The organism is Massilia frigida, from assembly GCF_011682175.1.
In the GTDB taxonomy this organism is placed as follows: domain Bacteria; phylum Pseudomonadota; class Gammaproteobacteria; order Burkholderiales; family Burkholderiaceae_D; genus Telluria_A; species Telluria_A frigida.
The window spans coordinates 1-26171 of record NZ_WHJG01000020.1 but is presented as its reverse complement, the minus strand read 5'-3'; the positions used below and the strand labels follow the sequence as shown (position 1 = coordinate 26171).

25 protein-coding genes are annotated in these 26171 nt (G+C 64.9%); 11 read left to right on the top strand and 14 right to left on the bottom strand.

The window, feature by feature from the left end:
- Nucleotides 1-2: 2 nt before the first annotated feature.
- Entirely contained in the window at nucleotides 3-644 is a 642-nt protein-coding gene (locus F2P44_RS19075; protein WP_167088634.1) for a hypothetical protein, read from the bottom strand.
- Between the two features lie 161 nt (nucleotides 645-805).
- Between F2P44_RS19075 and F2P44_RS19070 the strand changes: the two genes are divergently transcribed.
- Complete coding sequence (locus F2P44_RS19070; protein ID WP_167088633.1) at nucleotides 806-1396, top strand: acyl carrier protein phosphodiesterase; 591 nt, start codon at nucleotides 806-808, stop codon at nucleotides 1394-1396.
- On the top strand, nucleotides 1383-1973 hold the full coding sequence (locus F2P44_RS19065; RefSeq protein WP_167088632.1) for a hypothetical protein: 591 nt from the start codon (nucleotides 1383-1385) through the stop codon (nucleotides 1971-1973). Before F2P44_RS19070 ends, F2P44_RS19065 begins: the two co-directional genes overlap by 14 nt.
- Here F2P44_RS19065 and F2P44_RS19060 read toward each other — a convergent pair.
- Nucleotides 1912-2448 (bottom strand): Cif family virulence factor, encoded by a 537-nt coding sequence (locus tag F2P44_RS19060; protein WP_167088631.1) that lies wholly within the window; start codon nucleotides 2446-2448, stop codon nucleotides 1912-1914. The genes F2P44_RS19065 and F2P44_RS19060 overlap by 62 nt on opposite strands.
- 108 nt (nucleotides 2449-2556) lie before the next feature.
- The gene (locus F2P44_RS19055) at nucleotides 2557-3075 is read right to left on the bottom strand and encodes an MFS transporter (protein WP_167088630.1); all 519 of its coding nucleotides are present in this window, start codon (nucleotides 3073-3075) and stop codon (nucleotides 2557-2559) included.
- Between the two features lie 137 nt (nucleotides 3076-3212).
- Between F2P44_RS19055 and F2P44_RS19050 the strand changes: the two genes are divergently transcribed.
- Nucleotides 3213-3614 (top strand): GFA family protein, encoded by a 402-nt coding sequence (locus F2P44_RS19050; protein ID WP_167088629.1) that lies wholly within the window; start codon nucleotides 3213-3215, stop codon nucleotides 3612-3614.
- 13 nt (nucleotides 3615-3627) lie between these two features.
- Here F2P44_RS19050 and F2P44_RS19045 read toward each other — a convergent pair whose 3' ends face one another.
- On the bottom strand, nucleotides 3628-4365 hold the full coding sequence (locus tag F2P44_RS19045; RefSeq protein WP_167088628.1) for a DUF481 domain-containing protein: 738 nt from the start codon (nucleotides 4363-4365) through the stop codon (nucleotides 3628-3630).
- Between the two features lie 635 nt (nucleotides 4366-5000).
- Nucleotides 5001-5459, bottom strand: a complete 459-nt coding sequence (locus tag F2P44_RS19040) for a hypothetical protein (protein WP_167088627.1) — start codon at nucleotides 5457-5459, stop codon at nucleotides 5001-5003.
- A 227-nt stretch (nucleotides 5460-5686) separates the two neighbouring features.
- On the opposite strand from F2P44_RS19040, the gene F2P44_RS19035 reads away from it, so the two are divergent.
- Together F2P44_RS19035 and F2P44_RS19030 are read left to right on the top strand one after the other, a co-directional pair.
- The gene (locus F2P44_RS19035; protein WP_167088626.1) at nucleotides 5687-7936 is read left to right on the top strand and encodes a hybrid sensor histidine kinase/response regulator; all 2250 of its coding nucleotides are present in this window, start codon (nucleotides 5687-5689) and stop codon (nucleotides 7934-7936) included.
- A gap of 57 nt (nucleotides 7937-7993) precedes the next feature.
- A complete protein-coding gene (locus F2P44_RS19030) occupies nucleotides 7994-9202 on the top strand; it encodes a hypothetical protein (protein WP_167088625.1) in 1209 nt (402 codons plus the stop codon).
- On the opposite strand, the gene F2P44_RS19025 is transcribed toward F2P44_RS19030, so the two are convergent.
- Entirely contained in the window at nucleotides 9199-9561 is a 363-nt protein-coding gene (locus tag F2P44_RS19025) for a hypothetical protein (protein ID WP_167088624.1), read from the bottom strand. The genes F2P44_RS19030 and F2P44_RS19025 overlap by 4 nt on opposite strands.
- A gap of 318 nt (nucleotides 9562-9879) precedes the next feature.
- On the bottom strand, nucleotides 9880-12777 hold the full coding sequence (locus F2P44_RS19020) for a bifunctional diguanylate cyclase/phosphodiesterase (RefSeq protein ID WP_167088623.1): 2898 nt from the start codon (nucleotides 12775-12777) through the stop codon (nucleotides 9880-9882).
- A 168-nt stretch (nucleotides 12778-12945) separates the two neighbouring features.
- On the opposite strand from F2P44_RS19020, the gene F2P44_RS19015 reads away from it, so the two are divergent.
- A complete protein-coding gene (locus F2P44_RS19015; RefSeq protein ID WP_167088622.1) occupies nucleotides 12946-15486 on the top strand; it encodes a response regulator in 2541 nt (846 codons plus the stop codon).
- A 114-nt stretch (nucleotides 15487-15600) separates the two neighbouring features.
- Nucleotides 15601-16029, top strand: a complete 429-nt coding sequence (locus tag F2P44_RS19010; protein ID WP_370662718.1) for an NUDIX hydrolase — start codon at nucleotides 15601-15603, stop codon at nucleotides 16027-16029.
- Between the two features lie 139 nt (nucleotides 16030-16168).
- Here F2P44_RS19010 and F2P44_RS19005 read toward each other — a convergent pair whose 3' ends face one another.
- From F2P44_RS19005 to F2P44_RS18980, 6 genes are all read right to left on the bottom strand, one after another.
- The gene (locus tag F2P44_RS19005) at nucleotides 16169-18340 is read right to left on the bottom strand and encodes an eCIS core domain-containing protein (protein WP_229423622.1); all 2172 of its coding nucleotides are present in this window, start codon (nucleotides 18338-18340) and stop codon (nucleotides 16169-16171) included.
- A 421-nt stretch (nucleotides 18341-18761) separates the two neighbouring features.
- Entirely contained in the window at nucleotides 18762-19031 is a 270-nt protein-coding gene (locus F2P44_RS19000) for a DUF5985 family protein (RefSeq protein ID WP_167088620.1), read from the bottom strand.
- A gap of 3 nt (nucleotides 19032-19034) precedes the next feature.
- Entirely contained in the window at nucleotides 19035-19292 is a 258-nt protein-coding gene (locus F2P44_RS18995; RefSeq protein WP_167088619.1) for a DUF5985 family protein, read from the bottom strand.
- The gene (locus tag F2P44_RS18990) at nucleotides 19292-19687 is read right to left on the bottom strand and encodes a hypothetical protein (protein WP_167088618.1); all 396 of its coding nucleotides are present in this window, start codon (nucleotides 19685-19687) and stop codon (nucleotides 19292-19294) included. The genes F2P44_RS18995 and F2P44_RS18990 overlap by 1 nt, the downstream gene beginning before the upstream one ends.
- Nucleotides 19688-19759: 72 nt before the next feature.
- Nucleotides 19760-20392 (bottom strand): LysE family translocator, encoded by a 633-nt coding sequence (locus F2P44_RS18985; RefSeq protein ID WP_167088617.1) that lies wholly within the window; start codon nucleotides 20390-20392, stop codon nucleotides 19760-19762.
- A complete protein-coding gene (locus tag F2P44_RS18980; protein WP_167088616.1) occupies nucleotides 20389-21102 on the bottom strand; it encodes an NIPSNAP family protein in 714 nt (237 codons plus the stop codon). The genes F2P44_RS18985 and F2P44_RS18980 overlap by 4 nt, the downstream gene beginning before the upstream one ends.
- A gap of 96 nt (nucleotides 21103-21198) precedes the next feature.
- On the opposite strand from F2P44_RS18980, the gene F2P44_RS18975 reads away from it, so the two are divergent.
- The 4 genes from F2P44_RS18975 to F2P44_RS18960 are packed head-to-tail and all read left to right on the top strand — an operon-like array spanning nucleotide 21199 to nucleotide 23593.
- Nucleotides 21199-22155: a helix-turn-helix transcriptional regulator gene (locus F2P44_RS18975; protein ID WP_167088615.1), complete on the top strand. Its 957-nt coding sequence runs from the start codon at nucleotides 21199-21201 to the stop codon at nucleotides 22153-22155.
- Nucleotides 22156-22187: 32 nt separating this feature from the next.
- On the top strand, nucleotides 22188-22973 hold the full coding sequence (locus tag F2P44_RS18970) for a DNA/RNA non-specific endonuclease (RefSeq protein ID WP_167088614.1): 786 nt from the start codon (nucleotides 22188-22190) through the stop codon (nucleotides 22971-22973).
- Between the two features lie 16 nt (nucleotides 22974-22989).
- A complete protein-coding gene (locus F2P44_RS18965; protein WP_167088613.1) occupies nucleotides 22990-23250 on the top strand; it encodes a hypothetical protein in 261 nt (86 codons plus the stop codon).
- 4 nt (nucleotides 23251-23254) lie between these two features.
- Nucleotides 23255-23593 (top strand): hypothetical protein, encoded by a 339-nt coding sequence (locus F2P44_RS18960; protein ID WP_167088612.1) that lies wholly within the window; start codon nucleotides 23255-23257, stop codon nucleotides 23591-23593.
- A 127-nt stretch (nucleotides 23594-23720) separates the two neighbouring features.
- On the opposite strand, the gene F2P44_RS18955 is transcribed toward F2P44_RS18960, so the two are convergent.
- On the bottom strand, nucleotides 23721-26171 hold a 2451-nt coding region (locus F2P44_RS18955), incomplete at its 5' end, for a Tn3 family transposase (protein WP_167088611.1).

Below are 26171 nucleotides of genomic sequence, written 5' to 3'. Positions count from 1 at the left end.
CCTTAGCGGCGGGTGTAGATTTCGTCGGTACTATACACGCTGCCGCTCGGGCTCAGCAGGTAGAGCTTGCCGCCGTTGGCATAGAACGCGAAGTTGAGCGGGCCCTGGGCTTCCAGGATGCCTTCGTCGTGCACGCAGGTCGATTCGCCGTTGGCAAAGTTCATGCACCATTGCGCCTGGCCGTTTTTGACCGTGTGCACGACGCCGGGACCGTCGATCGACATGGTGTGGCGCGGCGCGCGCAGGGTCAGCAGGTCGAGCTTGAGCGGAACGCTCTGGCTGCCGGGCGTGAGCACGGTGGCGGTGTCGGCGGTACCGCTGTAGGCGGCAGTAAACTTGGCGCTCAGCTTTTCGCCGCCGACCACGGCACCGGTGCAGTCCTTGTTCATGTAGTAATCGGATTTGACCTCGATGTCGACCGAATCGGCAACGCCGGGCGTGTCGCTGATGACCGTCGACGCCAGCTCGTGCGAGTCGCAAGGGGCAACCCAGTTGCCCGTGTAAGCGGCCAGTTTCGAGACCACAGGAGGCGGCGTGGGCGTCGGCGTGGACGGGGTTGGCGAGCCGCCGGAGGAACCGCCGCCGCCGCAGCCAGCCAGCAGGACGGTGGCAAGGGTGGAGAGAGCGATCGTTTTGATAGTCATTGTTTACCTGTCGTGAGAGAAAAAGCGTGGAGGCGCATAGTACACAAAATGCCATATGGAAAAACTATTCAAATGTCACGAGATCGCAGTTTTTCGCATTTCTCACAAGAAAATCCGAAATCTGGCATCCTGCGCCCTGGTATTCCATTTTCAGGCCGTGCATGAACTATCTCGCCCATCTCTATCTGGCCCGTTACAGCGACGAGGCGATGCTGGGCGCCTTGCTGGGCGATTTCGTCAAGCCGAACGCGGGTGCGCAGTTCAGCGCCGTCACCGAAGCGGAAATCCTGATTCACCGCAAGGTCGATACCTTTACCGACAGCCACCCGGTGGTGCTTTCCGCCAAGGCCATGTTCGACGGTCCGGGGCGGCGCTATTCCGGCATCTTGCTCGACGTCTATTACGACCATGTGCTGGCCCTGCGCTGGGCGCGCTATTCCGATGTGCCGCTGCTTGACTTCATCGCGCGCTTTTATGGCGCGCTCGATACCCACGCGGCCGTGCTGCCGCCCAACCTGGCACGGATCGCGCCTTACATGATCGAGCAGGACTGGCTCGGTTCCTACCAAAGCTATGCCGGCATCGAAACCGCGATCCGGCGCATTTCGACACGCCTGTCGAAAAACGGCGACGTGATGCGCGATGCGCTGCACGAGCTGAAACGCCATGCCGATGCCATTGCCGACGGTTTCGACGTGTTTTTCCCCGAATTGATCACTTTTGTAGAAAGCCAGCGCAATGAAAGACAATAAACACTACGCGGCGATTTGCCAGTATTACGGCGAGACCCGGGCCGAGCGTTCGGGCGTGCTGCTGATCGCGCATATCGATGAAGGCATCGCGCTGCTCGGCGCCATCGGCGCCCCGCTGCGCGCCATGGAAGCGTTCTGCATCCATCCGCTGGTGCAGGACGATGGCGCGCTGCTGGCCGCGCTGGCGCCCGGATCGGTGTTTGCCGCGCTCCAGCCCGATCCGGTGGTGGTGGCGCTGGCGATGGAATACCGGCGCGTGGCCAATGCCTACTTATCGCACCATTGCGAGCGCGCCGACGATGCCATCGAACTGAGCTGCGTGGACGAGGTGAACCAGATGCTGATCGCCGACAAAGTCCAGAACCGCAAGGATTTCGAGCGCCACCACCTCGGCAAGCATGCGCGCAGCGACACCTTGCAGCTGTACTTTGCCAACTGGCTGCGCCGGCTCGGCGTGTCGGAAGAGCGCTACGCGCAGTTATGCGGGCGCGCCGGCACGGCCGCGCCGCAGGTGCTTATTTCGGACGTGGAGGCGGTAGAACCGGGTTCAATTCCATCGACCAGATCACCGAATTGATTTTCCAGCCATCGCTGGTGCGCACCAGTTGCCAGCTCTCCTGGCCCCAGTTCGATTTGTAGCCATTGGACACGTAGCTGTAGTCGAAATAGACCTGGGCCACATCGCCATTCGATTCGATGCGCACGTTGTCGACCGTTTCGTCGACCGGATACGCACTCTCGACGATGTTGTCGATGAACGCGGTCGCGCTGCCGGTCCCGGAAATCTTTTGAATACCCGGTTTGGACTGGGCCTTGCGGCGCTCGTCGGCCATCTTGACGCTGTTATCGGTGACCACGCCGATCCACGGAATCGAGGCCGAGTACAGCAAGCCCATGAAGGCCGGTTTATCCTTCTTGACGACTGCAGTGCGAAACGCCTCGACCACTTTTTCGAGCGCCACCACGTCGGCCTTGGGCGTAGTGCTGCTGGCCGTTGCCGCGCATGCCGGCGCGGACGAGAAAACCAGTGCTGCGATGAGCCAGTGCTTCATGTAATCCTTCACGTTGAATGGTCATGGTCATCCTGGCGGATGCCGGAGTCGCAATGTAACACGGCAATCCAACGCAAGATTGGCTTTTCGATATGCATGTTCGGCGGCTTACTTCAGCCGCACGCGGCGCGAAAAATGGAGCGCCACGGCCAGCAAGCCAAGCGCGCCGCCCACCAGCAGCGCGGGCGCCCCGAGAATTTGCCCGATCAGGAAGCGCGCCAGCACCGGCTGCCGCTGTTCGTAGGCGATCACGGCGCCGATCCAGGCCATCGACAGGGGGATGATGGCGGCTGCCGTGGCGCCGGCCAGCAGGCGCACGGCGAGCGGCGCGGGCAGGCTGGTGGCGGCCGCGCACAGCAGGGCGGTGGCGGAACTGGCCAGCGCGGCCAGTGCGATCACCAGGTACTTGCCGTAGCGGTCGCGCAGCGGGCCGAAGCCCAGCTGCGCGAGGCCGTAGGCAACCGGGAACACGGTAATGACCAGCGCGGCCTCGCCCAGCGGCACGCCGAACGCGTTCGAGAGCAGCGGCAGCAGCGGGTCGGCCGCGCGCATCGAGATGCCGCTGCCGAAGGCGGCCAGCGACAGCAGCGGCACCGCGCTGGCGGGAATGGGGGAGGCGGAACTCATCGGCGTCGCTGATTTGTTTCAACTGCGCAATTATCCGCGCAATCTCGCCAGGCGGCAGGCAGGGTGGCGGAAAGCTGGCGCCATGCGCCGCCGCGCGGCGCTACACTGGCCTGCACATTCCATACAGGGAGAACGTGATGAGCTTAGTGGGCGGGTGTTGTTGCGCAGCGGTGCGCTACGAAACGTCGGAACGGGTGTTTCACCAGACGATATGCCACTGTCCCACGTGTCGGCGCGCGTGCGGGGCGCCGCGTGTGGCCTGGTTCAGCGTGGCGCGCGGGGAGTACCGCGTCACGGCCGGCACGCCGGCGCAGTACCGGTCCAGTCCGGACGTCACGCGCACCTTTTGCGGCGCCTGCGGCACCCAGCTGACCTATGCGCACAGCGGCAGTCCGGACCAGATCGACGTCACCACCTGCAGCCTGGACAATCCGGAACTGCTGGTCCCGGGCGACCATACCTTCACCTTCTATCGGCTGGCCTGGGACCACGGCGACGACGGCACGCCGCAGTACGCCCACACCCGCGCCGAAGGCTGAGCCCGGACGGCGTTCAGAACGAATAGACGAGCGTGAGCGAGGTTTGGGTGTCGGTGTTCTTTTTGTCGGCCGGCACATTCGTGTCGTTCCGGACGATAAACGCCGCCTTCATCTGCATGGTGCCGTTGATCTTGGTGCTCAGGGCGGCTTCGGCAATCGAGTGGGTGTTCGAGGTACCGCGCTCGACGCTGGCGATCTGGGAGAACAGCGCGTTCTGGCTGACCTGCCAGCGTACGGCGGCCGCACCGCGCACGGTAAAGCCGCTTTCGGGTTCGCCGGTGGCGCGTTCGCCGCGGAAATAGCCCGGACCGATTTCGATGTCGACGCTGGCCGCCGGCGAGTCGTACCAGCGCGTGCTGCGCCCGACCGCCATGGTGTTGTACCTGCTGTAGGCGCCGAACTTGTCGCCCACGTGAGCGGCCAGCACGAACAGCTTTTCGTTTTCCTTGACCAGTTTGTAGGCTGCCTTGGCCGAGAGGGAATAGCGTTCGGCAGAGCGCCTGGAGGTGCTGTTGCCCTCGCTGTCGTTGACTTCATCTTCCTTGAAGTGGCCGGCGACGATGTACTGGTTGCTCCAGTCGTCGAGTTCCTGGCGCGCATCGATCTTGCCGGAGACCGAGGTGCCGGCGGTATTGCCCGAAGTACTGATGGCGCCCAGTTCGGCGGAGGTGTGCCAGCTGGCGTCGGGGTGGTCGTCGGCAAAGGCGGGAGCGCAGGCCATGGCCAGCGCGATAAGCGGGAGGAGTTTCATGAGCGTGTTGGTGCGGGTGAAAGATTGCCCGCATTGTAACCGAGCTCAGGATTGGCTGCCCGTCCGGTTGCCGGTCTTGCGGTCCATGGCAGGCCATCCCGGATGGCAGTGCGGATCATGCGGCGAAAAAAAAGAATGAACTTCCTTTTGGCGCACGCAGTCTCTATGCACTTTACTGTTCTCGTGGTGCGTTTCGGAAGGGGAAAGCCCCTGGCCTACCTCTGGAAGCGCGCCATGGATCGACGATCAGGCAGCGGAAGCCGCTCAGCGGATGGGCGTGGCGGATGTCTGTGACGTGGAGATTCGGATGAATCTTGCGTCGATACGTAGTGCACGGGAGAGTAAGGTCAACAAGGCAATCGGCAGACTGAACATGGCCAGAATCATCGTGGCGCACCGGCCCGTAACGATTGCTCGCGCACGGCGCCTGGCCGCGCTACAGGACGAGGCCATCCTGTACGATGCGCCGCTGCGGGATAGAGAGGTGCCGTCGCGAGAAAGCGGCAGACTTGCCTTGGAAGACGCAAGCAACCGCCTGTCCCGGCCATGCCTGCTTGACGTTGAAGTCGTAGACACTACCCGGCGCAAGCGCCGACCAGCGTCAACTCCGTGCCACGTTTCCGGCGCGCCGCTTGTTATTGCAAGCCAGCCAGGCGCTGCGAGCGGGCCGACTGGGCGGCGCTGTCTTGCAGCATCAGGCTATGACGGGCTGCCTTGAGCGTGGCGATGTCGCGCGCCAGTCCGCCGCCAGCGCCCGGCTTGCGCACCACCGGCAGTTCGCGCCGGGGCAGTTGGGCTTGCGAGGCGGCGTAGCGGTCGACGACGAGCGCCCTGACTGTCGCCGCCGCCGTCGATTCGCCGCTGACGATCGCCTGGCTTTCGTCCGCGCCCGCCTCGTCGGCAGTGGCCGCTTCCGTGACGCCCGCCACCACCGCCACGGTCTGCGCCTGCTGCGGACAGTGCGCGTCGGTCAGCGTGACCTTGCCGTCATTGTCGATGCACTTGACAATCGCGAGCGCGGGATCGGCGAACACGGTCGACGACAGCATCAGGCCGGCGAAGAAGATGCTGCGGGTGAGGGCGGGGTGAATCATGGTCGTGCTCCTGTTTGCGAATGAGTCCATTGTCCGCAGTTCGCCGGCACCTATCTGTTCGTTACCACACGCTGTTGTTTTTGCATTGAACTTACGAAAATGAAATAAGTATTCTGATGCGAACGGGTGCGCACGGTTGGGCCGAACGGGCACGAGTCCGACGGGGAACGTAGAATATCCGTCATAGGCGGGCTCATCTACCGCGTTTATGACAGGCGGCAATTCGCATGCGTATCCGGACTTATTTGTTCCTGATGGCCGCTGGCATCCTGGTGCCGGTGGTGGTGTTTGCCGGGCTGGCGCTGGACATGCTGCAAAACGCCGAACGCGAGGCCGCGCTGCGTGGACTGAGGGAAACCTCGAACAGCATCGCCTTGCTGGTTGACCGCGAACTCTACAGCGCCGAAGCGGCCCTGCGCGTGCTGGGCGGCTCGCCCTCGCTGGCAGAGGGCGACCTGAAGGCTTTCTATGCGCAAGCGCGGCGCGCCAACCGCGGCAGCACGGGCTGGACCATGCTGCTCGACGAGCAAGGCCGGCAACTGATCAATACCGCGCTCCCCTACGGCAGCGCCTTGCCGACGCGCGGCGCGCCGGTGCTGGTCAAGCACGTGATCGCCACCCAGAAAACCTATGTGTCGGACGTCATGAACGGCCCCGTGATCAAGGGCTTGGTGACCACGCTGACCGTGCCGGTGCCGATCGACGATGGCAAGCGCTACGTGCTGACGGTGGCGTTTTCGACCGACCATTTCACGCGCCTGATGGCCAGCGTCGACGTGCCGCCCGGCTGGCTGGTCGCCATCATCGACACCCAGGGCCGCTTCATTTCGCGCAACCTCAACCCCGAGGGCAGGATCGGCACGCCCGCCCGGCCCGAGCTGACGGCGGCGGCGCGCAAGGCGCACAGCGGACAGATCCGCCACCACACGCTCGAAGGCACCGAAGCGTTCGACGTGTTCACCCATTCGAGCCTGTCCGGCTGGACCCTGGCCGTGGCCGCGCCGGCCGTGCTGATCGAACGCTCGGCGCGCCACGCCGCCTTCGTGGCCGCCATGGGTTTACTGGCCGCGATGCTGTGCGCGGCGACGCTGGCCGTGTATGTCGGCCGCCAGCACGTGCGCTCGCTCGCGCGCGCGGTCAAGGCCGCCACCGACCTGGGCGCCGGCCAAGCCCCGCGCCGGGTCCAGTCGCGCGTGGCCGAGATGAATGAACTGCACAACGCCCTGCATGCGGCGGGCGAGCAGATGCTGCAAGCCCAGGCCTACCGGCGCACCGCCGAGGCCGACCGCCAGGCCTTGCTCGAGGCCGAAAAGAGCGCGCGCCAGATGGCCGAGCAGCAAAACAGCGCCAAGGACCAGTTCCTCGCCATGCTCGGTCACGAACTGCGCAATCCGCTGGCACCGATCAGCACCGCCGCCCAGTTGCTGCGCCTGCAACCGGACGACGCCAGGCGGGTGCGCTACGCCAGCGAGGTCATTTCGCGCCAGGTCGAGCACATGAATAGCTTGCTGGGCGACATGCTGGACGTCTCGCGCGTCACGCGCGGCCTGGTCACGCTCGACATCGACGACCTGGAACTCGACGCCATCCTCGAGCGCGCCCTGGAACAGACCCACGGCCTGGTGGAGGCGGCGCAGCACCGGGTCGAACTGTCGCTGCCGTCAACCCCGATCCGCCTGCGCGGCGACAGGACCCGCCTGGTCCAGATTTTTGCCAACCTGCTCAACAACGCCGCCAAGTACACCCCGCCCAAGGGCCGCATCGGGGTCAAGGCCACCGTGGAGGATGGCCATGTGGTGGTGACGGTCAGCGACAACGGCGAAGGCCTGGCAGCGGAACTGGTACCGCGCGTGTTCGACCTGTTTTCCCAGGGCGAGCGCAAGCCGGACCGCGCACAGGGCGGGCTCGGGCTCGGACTGGCGCTGGTCCAGAGCCTGGTCCGGCTGCATGGCGGCAGCATCACGGCGTCCAGCCCGGGGCCGGGGCAGGGCAGCAGCTTCACCGTCACGCTGCCGTGCGAACCCCGGGATAGCGCGCCGCTGGCGCCGCGGCACCGGCGTGGCGACGCGCGCGGGCCGGTGCTGCGCGTGATGATCGTGGACGACAATGTCGACGGCGCCATCAGCCTGTCGCTGTTCCTCGAAGCGGCCGGCGGACACACTGTGTGCACGTATTACGATGCCGGCGCGGCGCTGGCCTGGGCCGCGCCGGAAGCGCCGGACGTGTTCATCCTCGATATCGGCCTGCCCGACGTCACCGGCTACGACCTGGCGCGCCAGTTGCGCGCGATGCCGCAGTTCCACGATGCGCTGTTCATTGCCCTGACTGGCTACGGCCAACCGCAGGACCGCGAACGCGCGCGCGAAGCCGGCTTCGACCACCACCTGGCCAAGCCGGCCGATCCGCAGCACGTGCTGGAACTGCTGAGCCGCCCGCGCAAGGCGGGCGGGCGCCGTCCGGTCAGCATGCGCAGTTAGCCGCCGGCCGGGCAATTTGTTACCATGTCGGCTCTTTCCCCATCCATTCCGCCTCCCATGCCCAAAAACAAGCGCCCCGTTCCCCGCAAATCCCACGTTCCGGCGCAGGAGGATGACGACGTACTGGCCCAGCAACTGGCCGACTTCGCGCTCGCGCTGGCCGAACAGGAACAGGATGAGGAGGGCGACGCCGAAGCGCTGCGCCTGAAGGAGGTCGAATTCGGGCGCTTGCTGCGCAACGCCTTGCGCAAGAAGAACGACGAAGTGCTGTACGGCGCCATCGAACGCGCGCGCTACACCGATGCCGGCGCCTACCAGCTGCTGCGCGAGCGCACCGAAGAAGCGGCCGGCACTGTCACCCTGCGCCGCGAAAACGGTCCGGAAATGGAAATCAACGCCTTCGCGCTGCCGGTGTTTGTGCACAGCACGGGCGGCCTGAAGGAAGCGGAAAGCTTTGCCGATGGCGACGCCTTCGAGCAGCTGGTCGAGAGCCTCAAGCAGGGCGGCCTGGAAAGCCCGCAAGCGACGGTGGTGATGATCAGCCACGCCTACGACCTCGATGAAGTCGACGCCATCACCTACAGTCACCTGAACGACATGGTGCGCGACGCCGCCGGCTCGATGACCGAAAAGAAACTGGTAGCGCGCCCGGCGCTGGAACGCAGCATGACGGGCTGGGCGCCGACCCATTTCGGCCCGGCCGACCAGGCGGTCGAACTGCGCTTTTTGCTGGGCTTCGCAATGAAGCGTGCCGACGATCCGTTTTACGCGGCTCCGGCCGGCGAAGCGCAGGCCGATGCCTGGTTCGAGGCGCGCATGGAACGCTACCGCGCCTGGACGGTGCAAGCCGGGCCGCTGGTCAAGCGCTGCCTGGCGGCCGATCCGGCCTCGGTCGAGCTGCATTTTCTGTACCAGGACTTGTTCTATGGCGCCAAGGAGCAGGGCGTGGCCGAACTGGCAATGCTGCGCATGATCAGCGATGTCAACGCGGTGCTGGAAGCGGGCGCGGTTGCCGCTGGCGAGGTGCGCGCGGTGCTCGGACCGGCCGCGGTGGAAGATGAAATGGTGATGCGGGTCAACCTGAGCGACGCTGCCGGCATGTTGCTCGCCTCGCTGGAAAAGCCGCTCGACGTGGCCGCCGACCTGCAGGGCGAGGTCGACGACCTGTGCGATGCCCTCGGTTCGCTCGGCATCAGCGCGATCCGGGTGGCGCAGCGCTTCGGCGACGATGGCCAGCCGCAGGGCGCCATCGCCTACGGCAGCTAAGGCAGCCTGGCGTTGGCCAGGAACGCCCAGGCCACCGAAATGACCACCATCCCGGTCAGGGTCACGCACGACCAGGTAAAGAACCAGGCCGACCACAGGTTGGCTTGCAGCGCCCGTTCGGCCAGGCAACCCATGCCGAAGTCGAACATGGTCATCACCGACCAGCGCCGCAGGTAGGTAGGGAAATAGCGGCACATGCGGCGGTTATGCTGCAACGCGGCGTGCCGCTCGTACACATTGCGCGCCGCGCCCAGGTCGCGGAACAGCCAGTCGAAAAACAGGAAGCGGTATAGCAAGGTCGAGAAACTGATCGCGGGATCGCCGTCGGCGCCGGGCTCGGGGGAGGGCGTATCTGCCATGGTCGGACCTTTGCTGGAGTCTCAAATGGGCGTTTGGCGGCGCTGTCGCCGCGTACGGCATACCGTTCATGACACCGTCTACTGCGAAACCGTCGCCCCCGCGAAGGCGGGGGCCCAAGTTCTACGCTCAGCTTCCGGCTGCGGTTGTAACTTGGACCCCACGCGGGGGCGCCGAGTCCTTCGCGGCGGCGACGGAGCGTAGAACCTGGATCCCACGCGGGGGCGTCGAGTCCTTCGGGGAGCGACGAAGCCAAGGTCAACAGTATTGCACCATGTGTCGACTATATACCGATCCCGGCCGCACCGCAGCGCGCCTGCTCAGGGTGTGAGCGGACGCGGTTTGCCCACCCAGTACCCCTGCGCGAAATCGACCCCGATCGTCTTCAGGCTGGCCAGGATGGCCGGGTCGCTCACGTATTCGGCAATCGTCTTGCGCCCCATCATGTGGCTGATATCGTTGGTAAAACGTACCATTTCAAAATCGACCTGGCTGGACGACATCATCTGGATGAAGGAACCATCGATCTTGATGTAGTTCACGGGTAGTTGCTTGAGGTAGGAAAACGAGGTCATGCCGGTGCCGAAATCGTCCAGCGAAAAGCGGCAGCCGCGCGCGGCGAAGGCTTCGATGAAGGCGATCGTCTTTTGCATGTCGGCGATCGCGCCATTTTCCGTGATCTCGAAACACAGTTTGTCGGCCGGCACCTCGGAGGCGTCGATCAGGTCGGCCGCGAACTTGTGAAAGCTGGTGTCGCCCAGCGAGCGGCGCGACAGGTTGATGCTGCACATGGCCAGCGTGTCCATCTGGTCCGGATTGCTGGCAAGCCATTCCATGGTGCGCGTCAGCACCCAGCGGTCGATCTTGACGATGACGTCGTAGCGCTCGGCCGCCGGCAAGAACACGGACGGACCGATTGGCCCGTTGCGGCCGTTGCGCATGCGCAGCAGGATTTCGTAATGGCGCGGGCTGTCGCCATCGTCGAGCGGCAGGATCGGCTGGTAGTACAGCTGCAGCTGCTCGTTCTGGAAGGCATGCGTCAGGCGCGTCACCCAGTGCATGTCGCTGCGCCGCTGGGCGAAGTCGAGGTCGCCCTTGAAATGCACGTAGATGCGGTTGCGTCCGCGATCCTTGGCGATGTAGCAGGCATGGTCGGCGCGCCGCATCGCTTCCTCGACGTTGATGGTGCCGCTGTCGATCGGGGTCAGGCCGATCGAGACGCCCAGCTGGAACACGCGGCCCTTGCAGACGTAGCGGAAGGTGCGGGTGGCGTCGAGGATTTTTTGCGCCACGGCGGTCGCTGCATCGACGTCGCAATGCTCGACGATGAGCGCAAATTCGTCGCCGCCGATGCGCGCCAGGGTATCGCGCTCGCGCACGTGCTCGCTGTAAGTGGCGGCCAGGCGCTTGAGCAGATCATCCCCCGCCTGGTGCCCGCAGGTATCGTTGACCACCTTGAACTGGTCCAGGTCCATGTAGAGCAGGGCGGCGCAAGCCCCGCCCGGATGTTGCGCGCGTTCGATGGCGCGTTCCAGGCGCAGCTCGAATTCGCGCCGGTTGACCAGGCCGGTAAGCGCGTCATGGCTGGCCTCGAAGCCGAGCCGGCGCAGCAGGCGCGTCGATTCGGTGACGTCGTGGATGATCAGTACCGTGCCGATCAGTTCGCCGTCATCGAGGATCACCGGCGCCACGGCGTTCTCGACCGCGAAACGCTGGCCGTCGCGGCTGATCAGGGTGGCATGCGGCAAGGTGTCGGTGGTCAGGTGCTCACCAAGGCAGCGTTCGATGGCGCCAAAGGTGGCGTCGCTGGCGGCGTGCTCCTCGATGTGCAGCACGTCGTGAAAGCGCAGGCCGCGCGCAGCCGTTTCGGCGATGCCGAGCATGCGTTCGGCGGCCGGGTTGACCGACATGATGACGCCGCTCCGGTCGGCCGTGATCACGCCGTCGGTGATGGCCGCCAGCGTGACCAGGGCGCGTTCCTTCTCGGCGGCGGCGGCCAGTTCCATGTGTTTCAGCTTGCTGACATCGTGCAGCACCGCAATGGCGACCCGCGCCACGCCGTCGCTGTCGATGATCGCGGCGGTGGTCACGTCCAGGTGCAGGCGCGCGCCGTCGTCGCGCTCGTACACCAGCTCCTGGGTGCGCGGGCCGTCCTGCTCGTTGACGGCGCGCGTCAGCGGCAGGTCCTGCGCCCGGATGCGCGCGCCGCTGGCGTCGACGAAGGTGTAGTTGTCATAGTCGTGGAAACTGTCGATGCCGGAAAAATCGCGCCCCATCATGCTGGCGGCGGCCCGGTTCTGGTAGGTCAGCCGGCCCGAGGGAACGTCGGCCAGCACGATGCCAGAGGGCATTTGTTCCAGGATGTCGGAGAAGCGCGCCCGTTCCTGGCGCAGTTGCGACAGCAGGCGCTCTTTTTCTTCCTCGGCGACCTTGAGGTTGTCGATGCCGACGCAGGCGCCGAGGAACTGCATCGGGCCATTTTCGATGCCGCGGTGCCAGTTGGCACGCAGGAAGAACCACTGGCCCGTGCCATCCTGGCGCAGGAAGCGCAGCTCGGTTTCGATGGGGGCCGTGCAGGGATCGCGCCGGGCATCTTCCAGCAAGGTGCGGAAGCGGGCGCGGTCGTCGGGGTGCACGAACTCCAGGCAGGCCTCGAAATCGAGCTCGCGCGCTTGGCCATCGTGGCCGAGCAGTTCGAGCAGCTGGCGCGATATCTCGACCTGGCCGCTATCGACATGCCACTTCCACGTACCGGCCTGGGCCGCGCGAAGGATCAGGTCGATCTCCTGTTTTTCCTTCTCGCACTGTTCAAGCAGCCTGTGCCGGGTCAAATCCATGGTGATCTTGGAAAATCCCAGCAATTGCTCGTCGTCGCCGCGCAGGGCGGTGATGGCGATGTGGGCCCAGAACAGGCCGCCATCCTTGCGCTTGCGCCAGGTTTCCTCGCTATAAAACCCATTCCTGGCGGCGCAACCGAGATTATGCTGCGGCCAGCCGCGCTCGCGGCCCTGCTCTGTATACAAGAGCGACAGATGGCTGCCGATGGCCTCATCGGCGGTGTAGCCCTTCATGTCCTGGGCGCCGCGGTTCCATACGGTAATATAGCCGAGCGGGTCCATGAGGAACACCGCCACCTCGCGGATGCCGACCACCATCAGACGGTAAAGTTCGGCGGCTTCATGCTGCGGCAATGCGGACGCCAGGAATCGTTCGGACATGGGCTACCCCACCTTGTGAAGGTGTAAATGGACTTAGAGACGCGGGCTGATCGGAAGTTCCCGCGTTTTAAAAATCTTTTACGTGCTACACAATTGACTTTTATTCATCGTCGGCCTACATTGCCAGCTTGACCCTGGGCGACCGCCAAGAGGCACATCGGACACCCAATGATCGAGCAGAACAACAACACAGGCGGCAAGCCGAGGGGCGAATCCAAGGACCGGATCAACATCCTGCTGGTGGACGACCAGCGCGCCAACCTGACCGTGCTCGAAGCGGTGTTGGCCGAACTCGACGAAGTGCTGGTGAGCGTCACCTCGGGCGAACAAGCCCTGCGCGAACTGCTTAACCGCGACTTTGCCATGGTGCTCATGGATGTGCATATGCCGACCATGAGCGGTTTCGAGGCGGCCGCGCTGATCCGCAGCCATCCGCGCGCGCGCACGCTGCCGATCATTTTCCTGACCGCCGCCGGCGACGACCCGCGCGACGTCGAACACGCTTATGCGCTGGGCGCGGTCGATTACCTGACCAAGCCAATCAGCCCGGTCATCCTGCGCGCCAAGGTGGCGGTCTTCATCGACCTGTACCGCAAAACCGCCGAAATCGCCCTGCATGCCCAGGCCAGCCACCTCGAAGCGCTCCGCACGCGCGACGAGCGCATCCGCCTCATCCTCGACAACACCCGCGATTATGCCTTCATCGGCACCGATACCGATGGCATCGTCACCGAATGGGAAGGGGGCGCCGAAACCATCACGGGCTGGTTCGCGGCCAAGGCCTGCGGCCAGCCGAACGCCATCATTTTCACCCCCGAAGACCGCGCGGCCGGGGTGCCGGAGCACGAGATGCGCATGGCGCGCGACACCGGCCGCGCCGACGACAAGCGCTGGCACGTGCGGCGCGACGGCACCCGCTTTTTCGCCGATGGCGTGATGGTGCCGCTGCGCGACGACGCCGAACGCCTGCGCGGCTACGCCAAGATCTTCCGCGACGCCACCCCCGAGCGCCTCGCCGCCGAGCAGCTCGAAGCTTCCGAACAGCAGCTCGACGAATCGCGCCAGCGCTCCCAGCGCGCCGAGGAAGGCATGCGGCGCCTGGCGGCGGTGGCGGCGCAGTCGTCCGACTTCATCGGCATTGCCGGTTCGGATGCGCGCACCAGCTACGTCAATCCGGCCGGGCTCCGCCTGGCCGGACTGGCGCCCGATGCCTCGGTCGGCGAGTACGCCATCGGCGATTTTTTCGCTCCCGACTCCCGCGATTTCGTCGAGCAGGTGGTGTTGCCGGCCGTGCGCGGGCCGGCGGGGCGCTGGGAAGGCGAGCTACGCATGCGCAACTTCGAGAGCGACGCCATCCTGCCCGTGTACTACAAGGGCTTTGCCGTGTGCGACGACGAGGGCCAGAATATCGGCCTGGCCTCGATCACGCGCGACATCACGGCCCAGAAGCAGGCAGAAAACGATTTGCGCCGGGTGGCGGCCGACCTGGCCGAGGCGGACCGGCGCAAGTCCGAGTTCCTGGCCACCCTGGCGCATGAGCTGCGCAATCCGCTGGCGCCGATCCGCACCGGCCTGGACCTGATCCGCATGTCGGCCGCGCCGCCCCAGAGCATGGCCAAGGTGCACGAGATGATGGACCGCCAGCTGGGCCATCTGATTCACTTGGTCAACGACCTGCTGGACGTGGCGCGCATTACGCGCGGCAAGATCGAGCTCAAGCGCGAAGCCAGCGACGTCGCCACGCTGGTGGCGATGGCGGTCGAAACCAGCATGGCGGCCCTGAACGCCGGCGGCCATGCATTGACCGTGGACCTGGCCGACGTGCCCTTGCCGCTGGACGTCGACGTCACCCGTATCGTGCAAGTGCTGAGCAACCTGCTCAACAATACCGCCAAGTACACGCCGGCCGGTGGGCGCATCGCGCTGCGCGCCGTGCGCGACGGCGGCGAGGCCGTCTTGTCGGTGATCGACAGCGGGGTCGGCATATCGCAGGAAGACATGGGCACCCTGTTCGACATGTTCACCCAGGTCGGGCGCAACCTCGACCGCTCGCAGGGCGGGCTGGGGATCGGTCTGTCGCTGGTGCGCCGCCTGGTGGAATTGCACGGCGGCAGCGTCAGCGCCGCCAGCGCGGGACGCGACCTGGGCAGCACCTTCACCGTGCGCCTGCCGCTGCGCAGCGGCGAGCCGGCGCAGGCGCCCGTGCCGTGCGCGGACGCGGTGCCGGCCGCCCTGCGGGTGCTGGTGGTGGACGATAACGTCGACGCCGGCAACAGCCTGGCGGCCTTGCTGCAGGCGCTCGGCCACAGTACCGACATTGCCGTCGATGGCGAACAGGGGCTGGTGCTGGCCGCGCGATGCAAGCCGCACCTGGCCTTCCTCGACATCGGCCTGCCCGGCATGAGCGGGCACCAGCTGGCGCGCGCGATCCGCGCCATGCCCGCGCTGGACGGCATGCTGCTGGTCGCGCTGACCGGCTGGGGCGCGCGCGCCGACGTCGTCATGTCGCACCAGGCCGGCTTCGACCGCCATCTGACCAAGCCGGTCGATATTGCCGCGCTCAACAGCGTGCTGGCCGCCGCCACCAAGGCCTTGGCTACACCGCCCGTGGCGGCATCGCCCGTGGCTACTCCGCCGGTGGCTATACCGCCGGTGCCTATGCCGCCCGTGGCTACACCGCCCGTGGCTATACCGCCCATATCAATTTAACAATTTGTATGCTTGGGTGCATGATGCCTACGCTACAATATTATCGAAAGGATGATCAGTGAACATGCGCGTGCCTCCCCTTTATCCCGAACGCCCGGTGGCCGGCGCGCTGTCGTGACGCGCGTACAGACAGTCTCGTGCGGCACCCTGGTCGTCAATCCGGCCGGCCAGTTGCTGCTGTGCCACGTCACCAATACCGCCAACTGGGACATTCCGAAAGGCATGCAAGACCCCGGCGAAACCACGCTCGAGGCCGCCATTCGCGAATTGCAGGAAGAAGCCGGCATCGCTTTTGCGCCGGAGCGCTTCGAAGACCTGGGCGGCTTTGCCTACCGCAGCGACAAGCGCCTGCACCTGTTCCGCGTGCGCGCGGGCGAGGAGCTGGGCAGCCTGGCGCACCTGGCCTGCACCAGTTTCTTTCCGCATCCGGTGAGCGGCGAGCCGACCCCGGAAACGGATGCCTTCCGCTGGGCCGACCGGCGCGACGTGGCTCGCCTGTGCTGGCCGCGCATGGGCAAGCTGCTGCTCACGCTCGACTGGTAGCGCAGAAAAGGACCCGGGCCGGATCGTGGCGCCTCGCCCGGCTCGACAGCAAGGCGACCGTGTACCGGATTGGCGTGCGCAGCTGTGGCGAGGGGCGTCGTCCGATCAAGCAGGGCGGGGCGGCTATCCCGATCGGCATTCAGCCCGGTCCCGGCGGCTCCGGCGCATGCCCATGCCCATGCATGGCAAGGATGCGGTCCATGAAGTCCAGCGCGTATTGCATCCATTGCGCCGGTGGAATTTTTCTTCGCTGATCGCCTCGCCATTCGAAAATGCCGGATGGCACATCCTGTGCGGGACCCGCGTCTTCGGTGCGCGCGCCAAATTCGCCCATCGATTCGGCATCGGCCAGGCCGGCGACGCTGTCAACCTGTTGGAGGATACCTGCAAGCCATTGCCGCACTGTGAAGCCTGCGCGGGTTTCAAGCGCAGACTTTTGCGCCAGCAAACCCTCACGCTGTGCGTCGTAGGGCGCTTGAACGACTGCCTTCTCGCGCAGCAAGTCCATTTGCGTTTGTGCCAGGTCTTTCAGCGTTCGCTGTTTACGCAGCCTTGCCAGGGCTGCGGCAAGCCTTCCGCTTGGCGCTGCGGGCATTGCATCGGTCACCGTCTTGATTCGCGCATCGAATTGCGCCAGCTCCGCGGGCGGGTTCAATTCCAGCACTAAAATATCGGTGCGCAACTGCCTGTGCGCATCCGTATCATGTTCCGCTACAACGCCCCGATCCAGCAAATCGCGATCGGCCAATTCAATTGGTAAACCGGCGACCTGGAAGATATCGGTCACCCATTGCCCGGGGTCGGCAATATATAAGGCGCGCCGCTGATTGTCCAGTAAGTTGAAGAGTCCGACAAAACTGGTACGCGCCAGCAGCGGCTCAGCAATCATTTTCGGGTAAGTTATTGCACCGCCCGGCGTAACGCCGTTGTCGATGTACTGCCCGATCAGTGTGGCCAAGCCCCGGAAGGCCGCCGCGCCGCCATCGGCGGCGGCATGCGCATTCGGTGCGGCGTTGAGTGGCGCGGCGGCCACATCGCGATTGATCATGCGCGGTATTTGCTCCAGCATGAGGGCGGTGGTCGCTTGCGGGCCTGCCTGCATGGCCGCGTCGCGCGGCGTTACCAGGGTGCTCGTATCCGCGGCATCGTGGGTAATTTGATCCAGGCTGAATCGTCCGCCTCCGGCGCGCTCTAACAGAGCAGTGGTAATGGCCCCCATTGCGGTCATGACGTGGACCAGTGCCTGTCGCCCGGCCTGACTTTCCGCGACGGGCGGCCTGATCACAAATTCCAGCTCGCTGAGTCCTTGTTCGGCTTCATCGGCCTCCATGCGAAAGCCATCGTTGTTGGCATGACGGACCACGTCCTTCTTGGCAAATGGCGCCGGCGCGACGATTTCCCCGTTATCGCCTGGCGCTTGAAAATCGACAAACCATCCGGTTTCAAACTCGAAGCCGACCATTCTTTGCACCACGGCGGATTGCTCCTGGAATCTTTTTTGCTGGACAGGCTGCACCCGCGCGGCGGCAGCGCCAGGTGCGCCGGAATGCTGGTCGGACGTGGCGGGCGCGCTGCTCCCGAATGTCGCCGCTTTGGCCCCCATCCGATCCGCTTCCTGTTCCAGGGCAATATCATCGTTCACCGCCACCCCATCTTTCATCTGCATCGTTGCTCGCACCCGCCCCTGCGCCTGCTGCACCACGTGCCAGGCTTCATGCGGCAGATGCTGTTCCTGCCCCGGTCCGAGGTGGATATCCTTCCCTTGCGCATACGCCTGGGCATGCAACTGCGCGGGCCGCGCGCAATTGTAATGAACCTTCACACCCTCCATCGAGATCCCTGAAAGACCTTCGATCCCCGACTTGAGCTGGTCCGGCAGTCCCGACTTGCCGGTCGTTGCGATGCGATCATGTGCCGGCTGTGACGGCGATGCGGATGCCGGTTGCAAGGCTTGCTCATCGGCCACCCCTTGGGCCACGGTTGCCGGGCCACGGATCATCGCGTCGGAAAACCGCTGCGCCGTCTGTTGGCGCGCGCTGTCGTGGATCATGTCAGCCACTTGCCGCAGCGCGTGCTGCTTGCCGTTGGCGTCCGTCGCCATCATTCGCAGTTGCATGGCCTGCGCGGCGCGGCTGTTCGCCGCCGGCGCGGCGTTCATCATCGCCGCCATATTGACCATCGTGGCCATGCGCGTGCTCGATGCAATCATCGCTGCCATGCCGCCGTGGACTGGATCCACAGCCAAGCCGCCGGCTTTCTCCGCAACAGGCTCGTTGCGCGCACCCGGCTGCTGCGCTGCGGCTATTTGCATGCTCGTCCCTTGGCGTGTGTTGTCCGAAAATTACTCCTGGCAGCCCCGCCACCTTAGCATCTTGGCACGGAGGTTCAAGCTTTATTTGCCGCGCCGGGTTTTACGGCAGTCGTGGCTCCTCGCCCGGCGCCAGGGTGCGGCTACGGCGCCGGCAATATCGGCCCCGGGGGCCGGGGCGGGCGGCAAGGCGCCGATCTGGCGCGCGCCGTCGGATTGCTGGTCGAGGCTGACGTCTTCGGCGACCGCGAAGCGGCCGTCGGGATCGTCGCCATCCGCCGGCAGCAGGGAAGCGGAACGGGACGGCGGCGCGGCCTCGTTCGCACTGGCGGGATCGGGGATGGCGGACGGCGCCGCCGTGGGTAGGGATATTTTGCTTGGATTCCCGCCGCGCCAAAAAGTTCAGCCAAGCGCCCGCGCCGCGCTATTTGCCGGCGTCGGAACGGCGCCAATTCTTGGCCGCGATCGCCCACAAGATCAGGCAATAGGACAACAGCCGCAGCAGGAAGTGGAAAGGCGAATCTTCGTTCATCCCGGGCGTGAGGCTGGCGTAGACCCGGTGCCCGCCGTCGGTCAGGAAGGAGAGGGCGAAATACAGGAAAAAGCGGTCGCGCGAACTGCGCCAGAAGCGCAGGAAAAACAGGCCGATCACGAGCGAGCCCATGGCGCCGGCCCCGGCCAGCATCAAATCCATCGCCTACTCCTTCTCGTAGATCAGGCCGTACAGCAGCAGGGATACCGAGAGCAGCGCCGTGACCAGCCGCAGCGTGAGCAAATCCACGCGCGGGAACACCAGTTTGTCGAGGATCAGGATCAGGTTGTTGAGCGTCATGCCGCAAAAGCACAGACCGCTCCAGAACAGCAGGCGATGGCCGGTGCGCGCGTAGCTGGCCAGCAATAGCCAGGCGCAGGCGAGCGCGGTGAGCATGCAAAGAACGTAGATTGCCGCAGCCATTAGGATTCCTTTCGCCATGTGAACGCATCGGCAAACTGCTGCGCCTTGCGCTCGAGTTTCGCGTGAATCAGATGGGTGACGTCGACCAGGCGGCGCCCGTACAAGTCGGCCAGCGCGTCGATCACCTGGCCCAGCGCCGCCGTGGCGGGCTGGTAGCGGAACACCGGCTCGCTGCCGGCGTGGCGCAGGGTGACGGTCATGCCGGCGCGCGACAGGTCCGCCAGCAGGGTGGCGGCCAGCTTGTCGCTGATATACAGCCGCTCGGCCACCGCCTGCGTGCTCCAGTCCTGCTGCGTGCCGCCGCGCAATAGCAGCAGCGCCTCCAGGTGGGGCACGGAGGCAATGCTGGTCAGTACGAACCGGCGCAGCTCTTCGGGAATCGGTTGGGGCACCATGATGTGAAAGAATCCATTGCGCCAAGCTGAGCCAACGCGGTCCAAAATCCGTATTCTAGACGATTTTGTTTATCAAGTATGCATCATTTGTGTCGCGGTCAGGATGGCCACCGCGATCAGCAGCACGCCCATGGTGCGCGCCAGCAAGGTGGCGGCGCCGGGATGGCGTTCCAGCCAGCCGCCGGCACCGCCGCCGAGCAGGGCGAGGGCGCCGTACACGCCCGCCTGGGTCAGCGCGGTGATCGTGCCCAGCAGCGCCGACTGGACCCACAGCGGCTGTGGACCGGGTTGCAGGAACTGGGGAAAGATGGCCAGCATGAACAGATAGGCTTTCGGATTGAGCAGGCTGGTGCCGAGCGCGCGGCGAAAGGTGGCGCCGCTGGAGCAGGCCGCGCCCGGCATGCGCACGCTCCCCGCCGCGCTGGCGCGCAGGAAGCTCCAGCCGATCCACGCCGTGTACAGCGCGCCCGCGCCCAGCGTGGCCTTGAACAGCGCCGGCCACAGCACCAGCACCGCGGCCGCCCCCAGCGCTCCCATGGCCAGGTGGCAGAAACCGCCGCTGACGATGCCGGCCACGGCGGCCAGTCCGGCGCGGCGCCCGCCCAGCATGGCGCTACCCATGACGAACGCCATGTCGAGGCCGGGCAGGGCGACGATGCCGAATACCACCAGGAAGTACAGCCACAGGTTGGTGCCGCCGCTCATGCCGCCGCCATGATGGAGGATCGGGCTGGCGCGGTCACGCTGGCTGCGCTGACCCAGCGCAGGCGCGAGCGGCGGCCAGGGTCGAGCACCAGCAGTTCGGGCGGCGCCGCCAGCAAGCCGGCCGCGCCCAGTTCGGCGGCGGCCGCGTCGAAGGCCGGGCGCAAGGCGGCCAGCGCCGCGTCGCCGCTCAGGATGCCGAGCCAGACGAGGGCGCCGTCCGCAGCGCACTCGCCGGGCGTGGTCAGGATGCCCGCTTCGATCACGCCGCAGCCATGGTAGGCGGCGAAACAGCGTTCGGCGGCACGTTCGCAAGCGGCCATCCGGCCCGGCGCCACAGGGAGAATCTGCGCGATGACGATGCCCTGCGCTTCGCCGGCCATGGGCAGGGGAGCGATGCCGGCACCCGCTTTGAGCGGCCTGAGCACCAGCACATCGGTGCGGTCGGCCATGCCGCCCGTGTGCGCCAGGTCGTCGAACGCGCGCACGATCCTGGCGCGCGCCGCCGGCGTGCGAAAGCCGCGCAGCCAGGCGAAGCCGTCCGGCCGGTCGCGCTCGCAAAAATGGCCGAACGCCATGCCGCCCAGGTGCTGGAAGCGATGCGCCAGGGTATCGTCGAAACGGTGCACGATGGCGGCGCGTGCGCCCGGCGCCATCGTATAGCGGCGCAATTCGATCACGGGGAAATGGTCGTGCGGTGTCGGGCTTGTCATGTTGTGCTCTCTTTCTTGTTGATGAAACATCGACAAGCGATAGCGTAAGTGCAAAACAGGACAGAATTCGCCCTATTAATCTGATATCGTTGCAGCATGTACCATCCAACCACCCGCGTGCTGGCAGTGCTCGAACTGCTGCAAACCCATGGACGCCTGAGCGGCGCCGAGATGTCGGCGCGGCTGGCCGTCGACACGCGCACCTTGCGCCGCTACATCGTCACGCTGGAAGAGATGGGCATTCCCATCACCACCGAGCGCGGGCGCCACGGCGGCTATGCGCTGCTGGCCGGCTTCAAGCTGCCGCCGATGATGTTTACCAACGATGAAGCGCTGGCACTGGCGATCGGCTTGCTGGCCGCGCGCAGCCTGGGCTTTGCCGAGGCCGCGCCGGCCGTTGCCAGCGCCCAGGCCAAGCTCGAACGCATCATGCCTGCCAACCTCAAGCGGCGGGTGCGCGCCATCGATGAAACCGTCCGCCTCGACATGCTGCGCAGCGTGGCCCCGACCGACAACGACGCCCTGGTCACGCTCAGTTCGGCGGCGCTGGCGCAGCAGCGCGTGCACCTGCGCTACCGCGCGCCGGACGGCAGCGAAACCGAGCGCGGCTTTGACGCCTACGGACTGGCGTTTCGCGGCGGCTGCTGGTACGTGATCGGCATGTGCCACCTGCGCGCCGGGATGCGCTCGTTCCGGCTCGACCGCATCGTGCGGGCCGAGCCGCGTCCGGTATCGTTTGCGCGCCCGGCCGGTTTCGACGCGCTCGGTTACCTGACCGAGTCGATGGCCGCGATGCCGCGCGCGCATCCGGTCGAGGTGCTGCTGCACACCGACCTGAAAACGGCCAGCACGCATTTTTTCGGCGCCCTCGGCGTGTTCGAGCAGGTCGACGCAGGCGTGCTCCTGCGCTGCAGCACCGACCATGTCGACTGGTTCGCCGGCCACCTGGCGGGGCTGCCGTTCGAGTTCGAGGTGCGCGCGCCGGACCTGCTGCGCGACAGCCTGGCCAGATTAGGTGAACGACTGCTTCGCATGGCGGGCGCGCTCCGCTAGAATGCGTCGCTCATCATTTCAATTTGGAAAATATGATTCAGAAAACACTGGCCGGCCTCGTCCTGGGATGGACGATGCTGGCAGCCGGCAGCGCGTTTGCCGGCGGTTGCCCCGCCCACTATGTCGACGGGCGCCTGCCCGAAATCCGCAATGCCAAACTGGCGAAAGCGACCACCGAATTGTGCTACGGCGTGTTCGGCGTCATGCATTCGGGGATCACGCGCACGCCGCTGTGGTCGGCCGAGCGCCTGCGTCCGGAAAACCTGGCGCTGGCCAGAAAACTGTCGCGCGACGATTCGTTTCACGCCGAGGAGCGCTTGTCGCCGGCGCAGCGGGCCGAGCTGTCCGACTACGCCCGCAGCGGCTTCGACCGCGGCCACATGGCGCCCAACGGCAACATGCCGGACCGCCGCACCCAGCACGAAAGTTTCACGCTGGCGAACATGGTGCCGCAGGATGCCGACAATAACCGTCACCTGTGGGCCGGGCTGGAGGGGCGCGTGCGCGACATGGTCAAGAAGGAAGGCACTTTGTATGTGATCACCGGACCGGCCTTCATCGGCGGGCGCTTGCAAAAGGTGGGCAAGGTGCTGGTACCGAGCCATTTGTACAAGGCAGTGTATAGTCCGGGCCAGAAGGCGGGCGCGGCCTGGCTGGTGGAAAATCGTTCGACGGACGAGCTCGACGTGATGACGATTGCGGAACTCGAAGAGAAGATCGGCATCAACCTCATGCCATCGCTGAGCGCCAGGCAGAAGTCGGTGATGCTCGACCTGCCGCAGCCGAAACACAAGAAATCGCGGCGCTGGCCGTTCTGACATTCAAGGAGATGCAATGAGCAGCAAGAAACAGGGTTTTGTACCGTACGCCAACGAGGCCGATGTGATTTCGGTCGGCAAGCTGATGATCGAAAACCGGCTCGACCGGATCACGGTCAGCGGCGATGTGGACCTGACTGCCGATGACTTTGGCCTGGCGCACGCGCGCCGCCTGCACGAGGTGCTGGGCGAGATCGTCGCGAAGCTCGAAGCGATGACCTTGCCCGCCAAGCTGCCGCCGGCGGCGGTGGGCGAGGTGGACAACCCGTTCAACTGAGCGCATGACGGTTGCGCTGATCGTCACCCGGCCGGATAGCGAGAAATGGCAGTGGTTCACGGTCCCGCTGGCCGTGGAAGAGGTGTATCAGCGCTACTGGATGCCAGGAGCGGCGGCGACCGCGGCGGTCTGGCTGCCGCTGTTCCAGACCGGGTGCCCGGTCGAGGGCAAGGACTTTCCCGCGCTGACGATGGAATTGCTGACCTTGCGCGGGTGGGTGTTGGCGCAGCCGTTCGATGATGGCCGGCAGCAGGCGCTCACCGGCAGGATCGATGCGCTGATCGACGCCCTGGGCGAACTGCTGGCCGACACGGGCGGCGAGGTCGAGGTATTTATTGGCTAGGCGCACATCGCGCTGTCTGCCCTGACGGCTGGCCCGGGACAATCCCGTTGGAAGGAGTCAACATCTTATGCATTCCCACTTTCGCTTCCGCTTCTGGGGTTGTAAGCCGGAACCGCCGAAATTTCCGTCACCCCAACTCCAGCCCGTCCAGGAGTGCGGCCAGGTCGATTATCTTGCCACCGCTCTGGAAGGTGTAGTGCCCGTTGAGCAGAATATGCCGCCAGGCTGCCGGCGACAACTGGATGATCAGCTCAACGGCCTTGGCGCTGCCGCTCGCCTCGTACTTCGTCAGCAGGTGCGACAAGATGGCAGAGTTGTAATAGATGATCGCGTTGGCGATCAGTCTGGCGCATTGGTTGCTGATCTCAATTTCGATGTCGGTGCGACCGGTCAATTCCTTTTTTCCACCGACCTGGGCGATGGTCGAGCGTAGCTGGTGGTACGACTCGATGCGGTTCTGCGAGCGATGCACGTTTCGTTCCAGTTGCGGATTGCGCAGGTAGCGCAGCGTATAGATGCTGCGCACCAGTTTGTCGAACTCGAAGATCGCACGCCGCGTCGGATTCGGCGCTGTGTAGGTGCATAGTTTGCGGATGAGCGTACCCTGGGTCATTTCCTTGAGGGCCAGCGTGGCAACGATCTGATCAATATTCGGCTTCTCGTTGACGATGAGCTGTCGATCGATCTGGCCGACTGGACGAATCAGGCACTTCTCATACAGCGCTGGATCGTCGGCGCAATACAATTCCTGGAGTTGGTCTTCGAGGTCGGTGAAACGCGGCTCGAAGCGCAGTCCGTACCAGTGCAGGATAGCGAAGTTGGCCTTGTTGACGCTGTGCATATCGCCAGTGATAGCGGTCGGCACGATATTCGACGTATTGCGATACCAGATGTCGAACACGTGGTGGCCTTCGTAGTCATGCGCTCCGATCAGGTAGCCGTTGAGCGGCACGTGGTTGCATAGCAGCGTGTAGGCGACCACGCCCTTGCCGCGCCCGAAGTATTTGCGCGAGTAGCGCGCCTTCACGGTAGGCCGCTCGACGCCGAACTTCTGGCCGTCGACGGCTCCGTACAGCGTATTCAGGTCGAACGAGTAGTGAGGGAAGATCGGCAGCGCGGCGACGGCGTTGCTGATGCAGTCGTTGGCCGCGTGCAGCGACGCTTGCCGCAGGTACTGCTGGTAAGTCGATTCCAGCACATGATAGGGGATGTCGCTGGTGCGCGCCATGACCTGGTTGCCATGGTTCATCGCCTGCGCGATGATGACCGCCATCAGACTGTCGGCGTCGGCCACCTTTTTCGCATAGCGTGGTTGCAACGGAGTCAGCGCCGACAGGAACTGGCACTGTCCATTGACGAAACGGAACACATCGGCCACGTCGCAGAACGGCAGTTGCTCATAGAGCGCTTGCTCGCGTGCTTTCTGGTTCTCGGCCTTGGGTCTGCGCCAGGTTAGTGCCTTGGTATCCTTGTTGTACTCCATGTGCGTGAGCTTGCCCTGTTTCAGCTCGCGATTGAACGCCAACCACTGCGTGCGCAGCTCGGCGGTCAGGGTGTCGAGCTGCGCCTCAATCGGCTGGCGCAGGAACGGAATGTCCATCTCGGCCAGCATGTCGGCCTTTTCGTCCATCGAGACCAACTCGTCGGAGAAATGGCGGTGTTGCAGGCTGTCATCAAGGTAGATTTCACCCGACTTGAAGCGCTTCCGGATTTGCCGGTACAGCCAGAACTCGTAGCGGTCGGCATGCAGGCCCGTTGGCTTGCCATCGGCATCGAAGACCAACAGATACGAACGCAACCGTTTTGGTAGCGTGGTTGGCGGACATTCTGCCAGCGGCCGTTGCGACAAACGTTGCTGCTTGGCGAACACGCTCCTGGCCCAGGCCAGCGCAACGAGCCACGGACTGTCCTGGTCGATGCCGGCGAAATCGAGTGCGACATATAGAGGTCGTAGGTGGCGGCGGATACGTTCGGCCAGGCCATCCACCGCCTGCCAGTGCAGAGCCAGCTTGCTCACCGGCTTCACACTCATGCGCTGACCGGCGATCTGGAGCGTGTCTTTCGGCATGATCTTGTACGCGCGCTGGCGCACGTTGCCAAACGGTGTGGTATCAGCCACCGTGTCATCGACATAGAGCAGCAACAAGCGGCCAACCTGCGGCGTATCCGGTTGACGACGCACCTGTTCTGCGACAAACAATTTCTGCGCGCCGGCGCTGCTCTCCTCCTCCAATTTCTTCATGTGATAGGCCATTGCATCGACCAGGTTGTCGGAGAGCTGCCGGTAGCGCTGCCAGGCGTAGCACAACAAGTAGAGACGGGTCTGATCTGCCTTGATGGTGCGCAGGTCGTGGACGGTATAGAAGCTCGCCAGGCTCGCGTAGTAGAGCAGGTTCTGTTGCGAAACACCCAGCTTTGGCAGCAACGCCTTGGCGATCCGGTGCAGCGGCTCCAGCAAGGCGCGCTTCTCGCGCTCGCGGATCATCTGACGCCAACCGAAGTCTTTGGCGTCCTGCTTGAGCGCCGCCAGTTGGGACAGGGTGTCATCACGCACCAGAAGCTGGGCCAACGCGGTCCT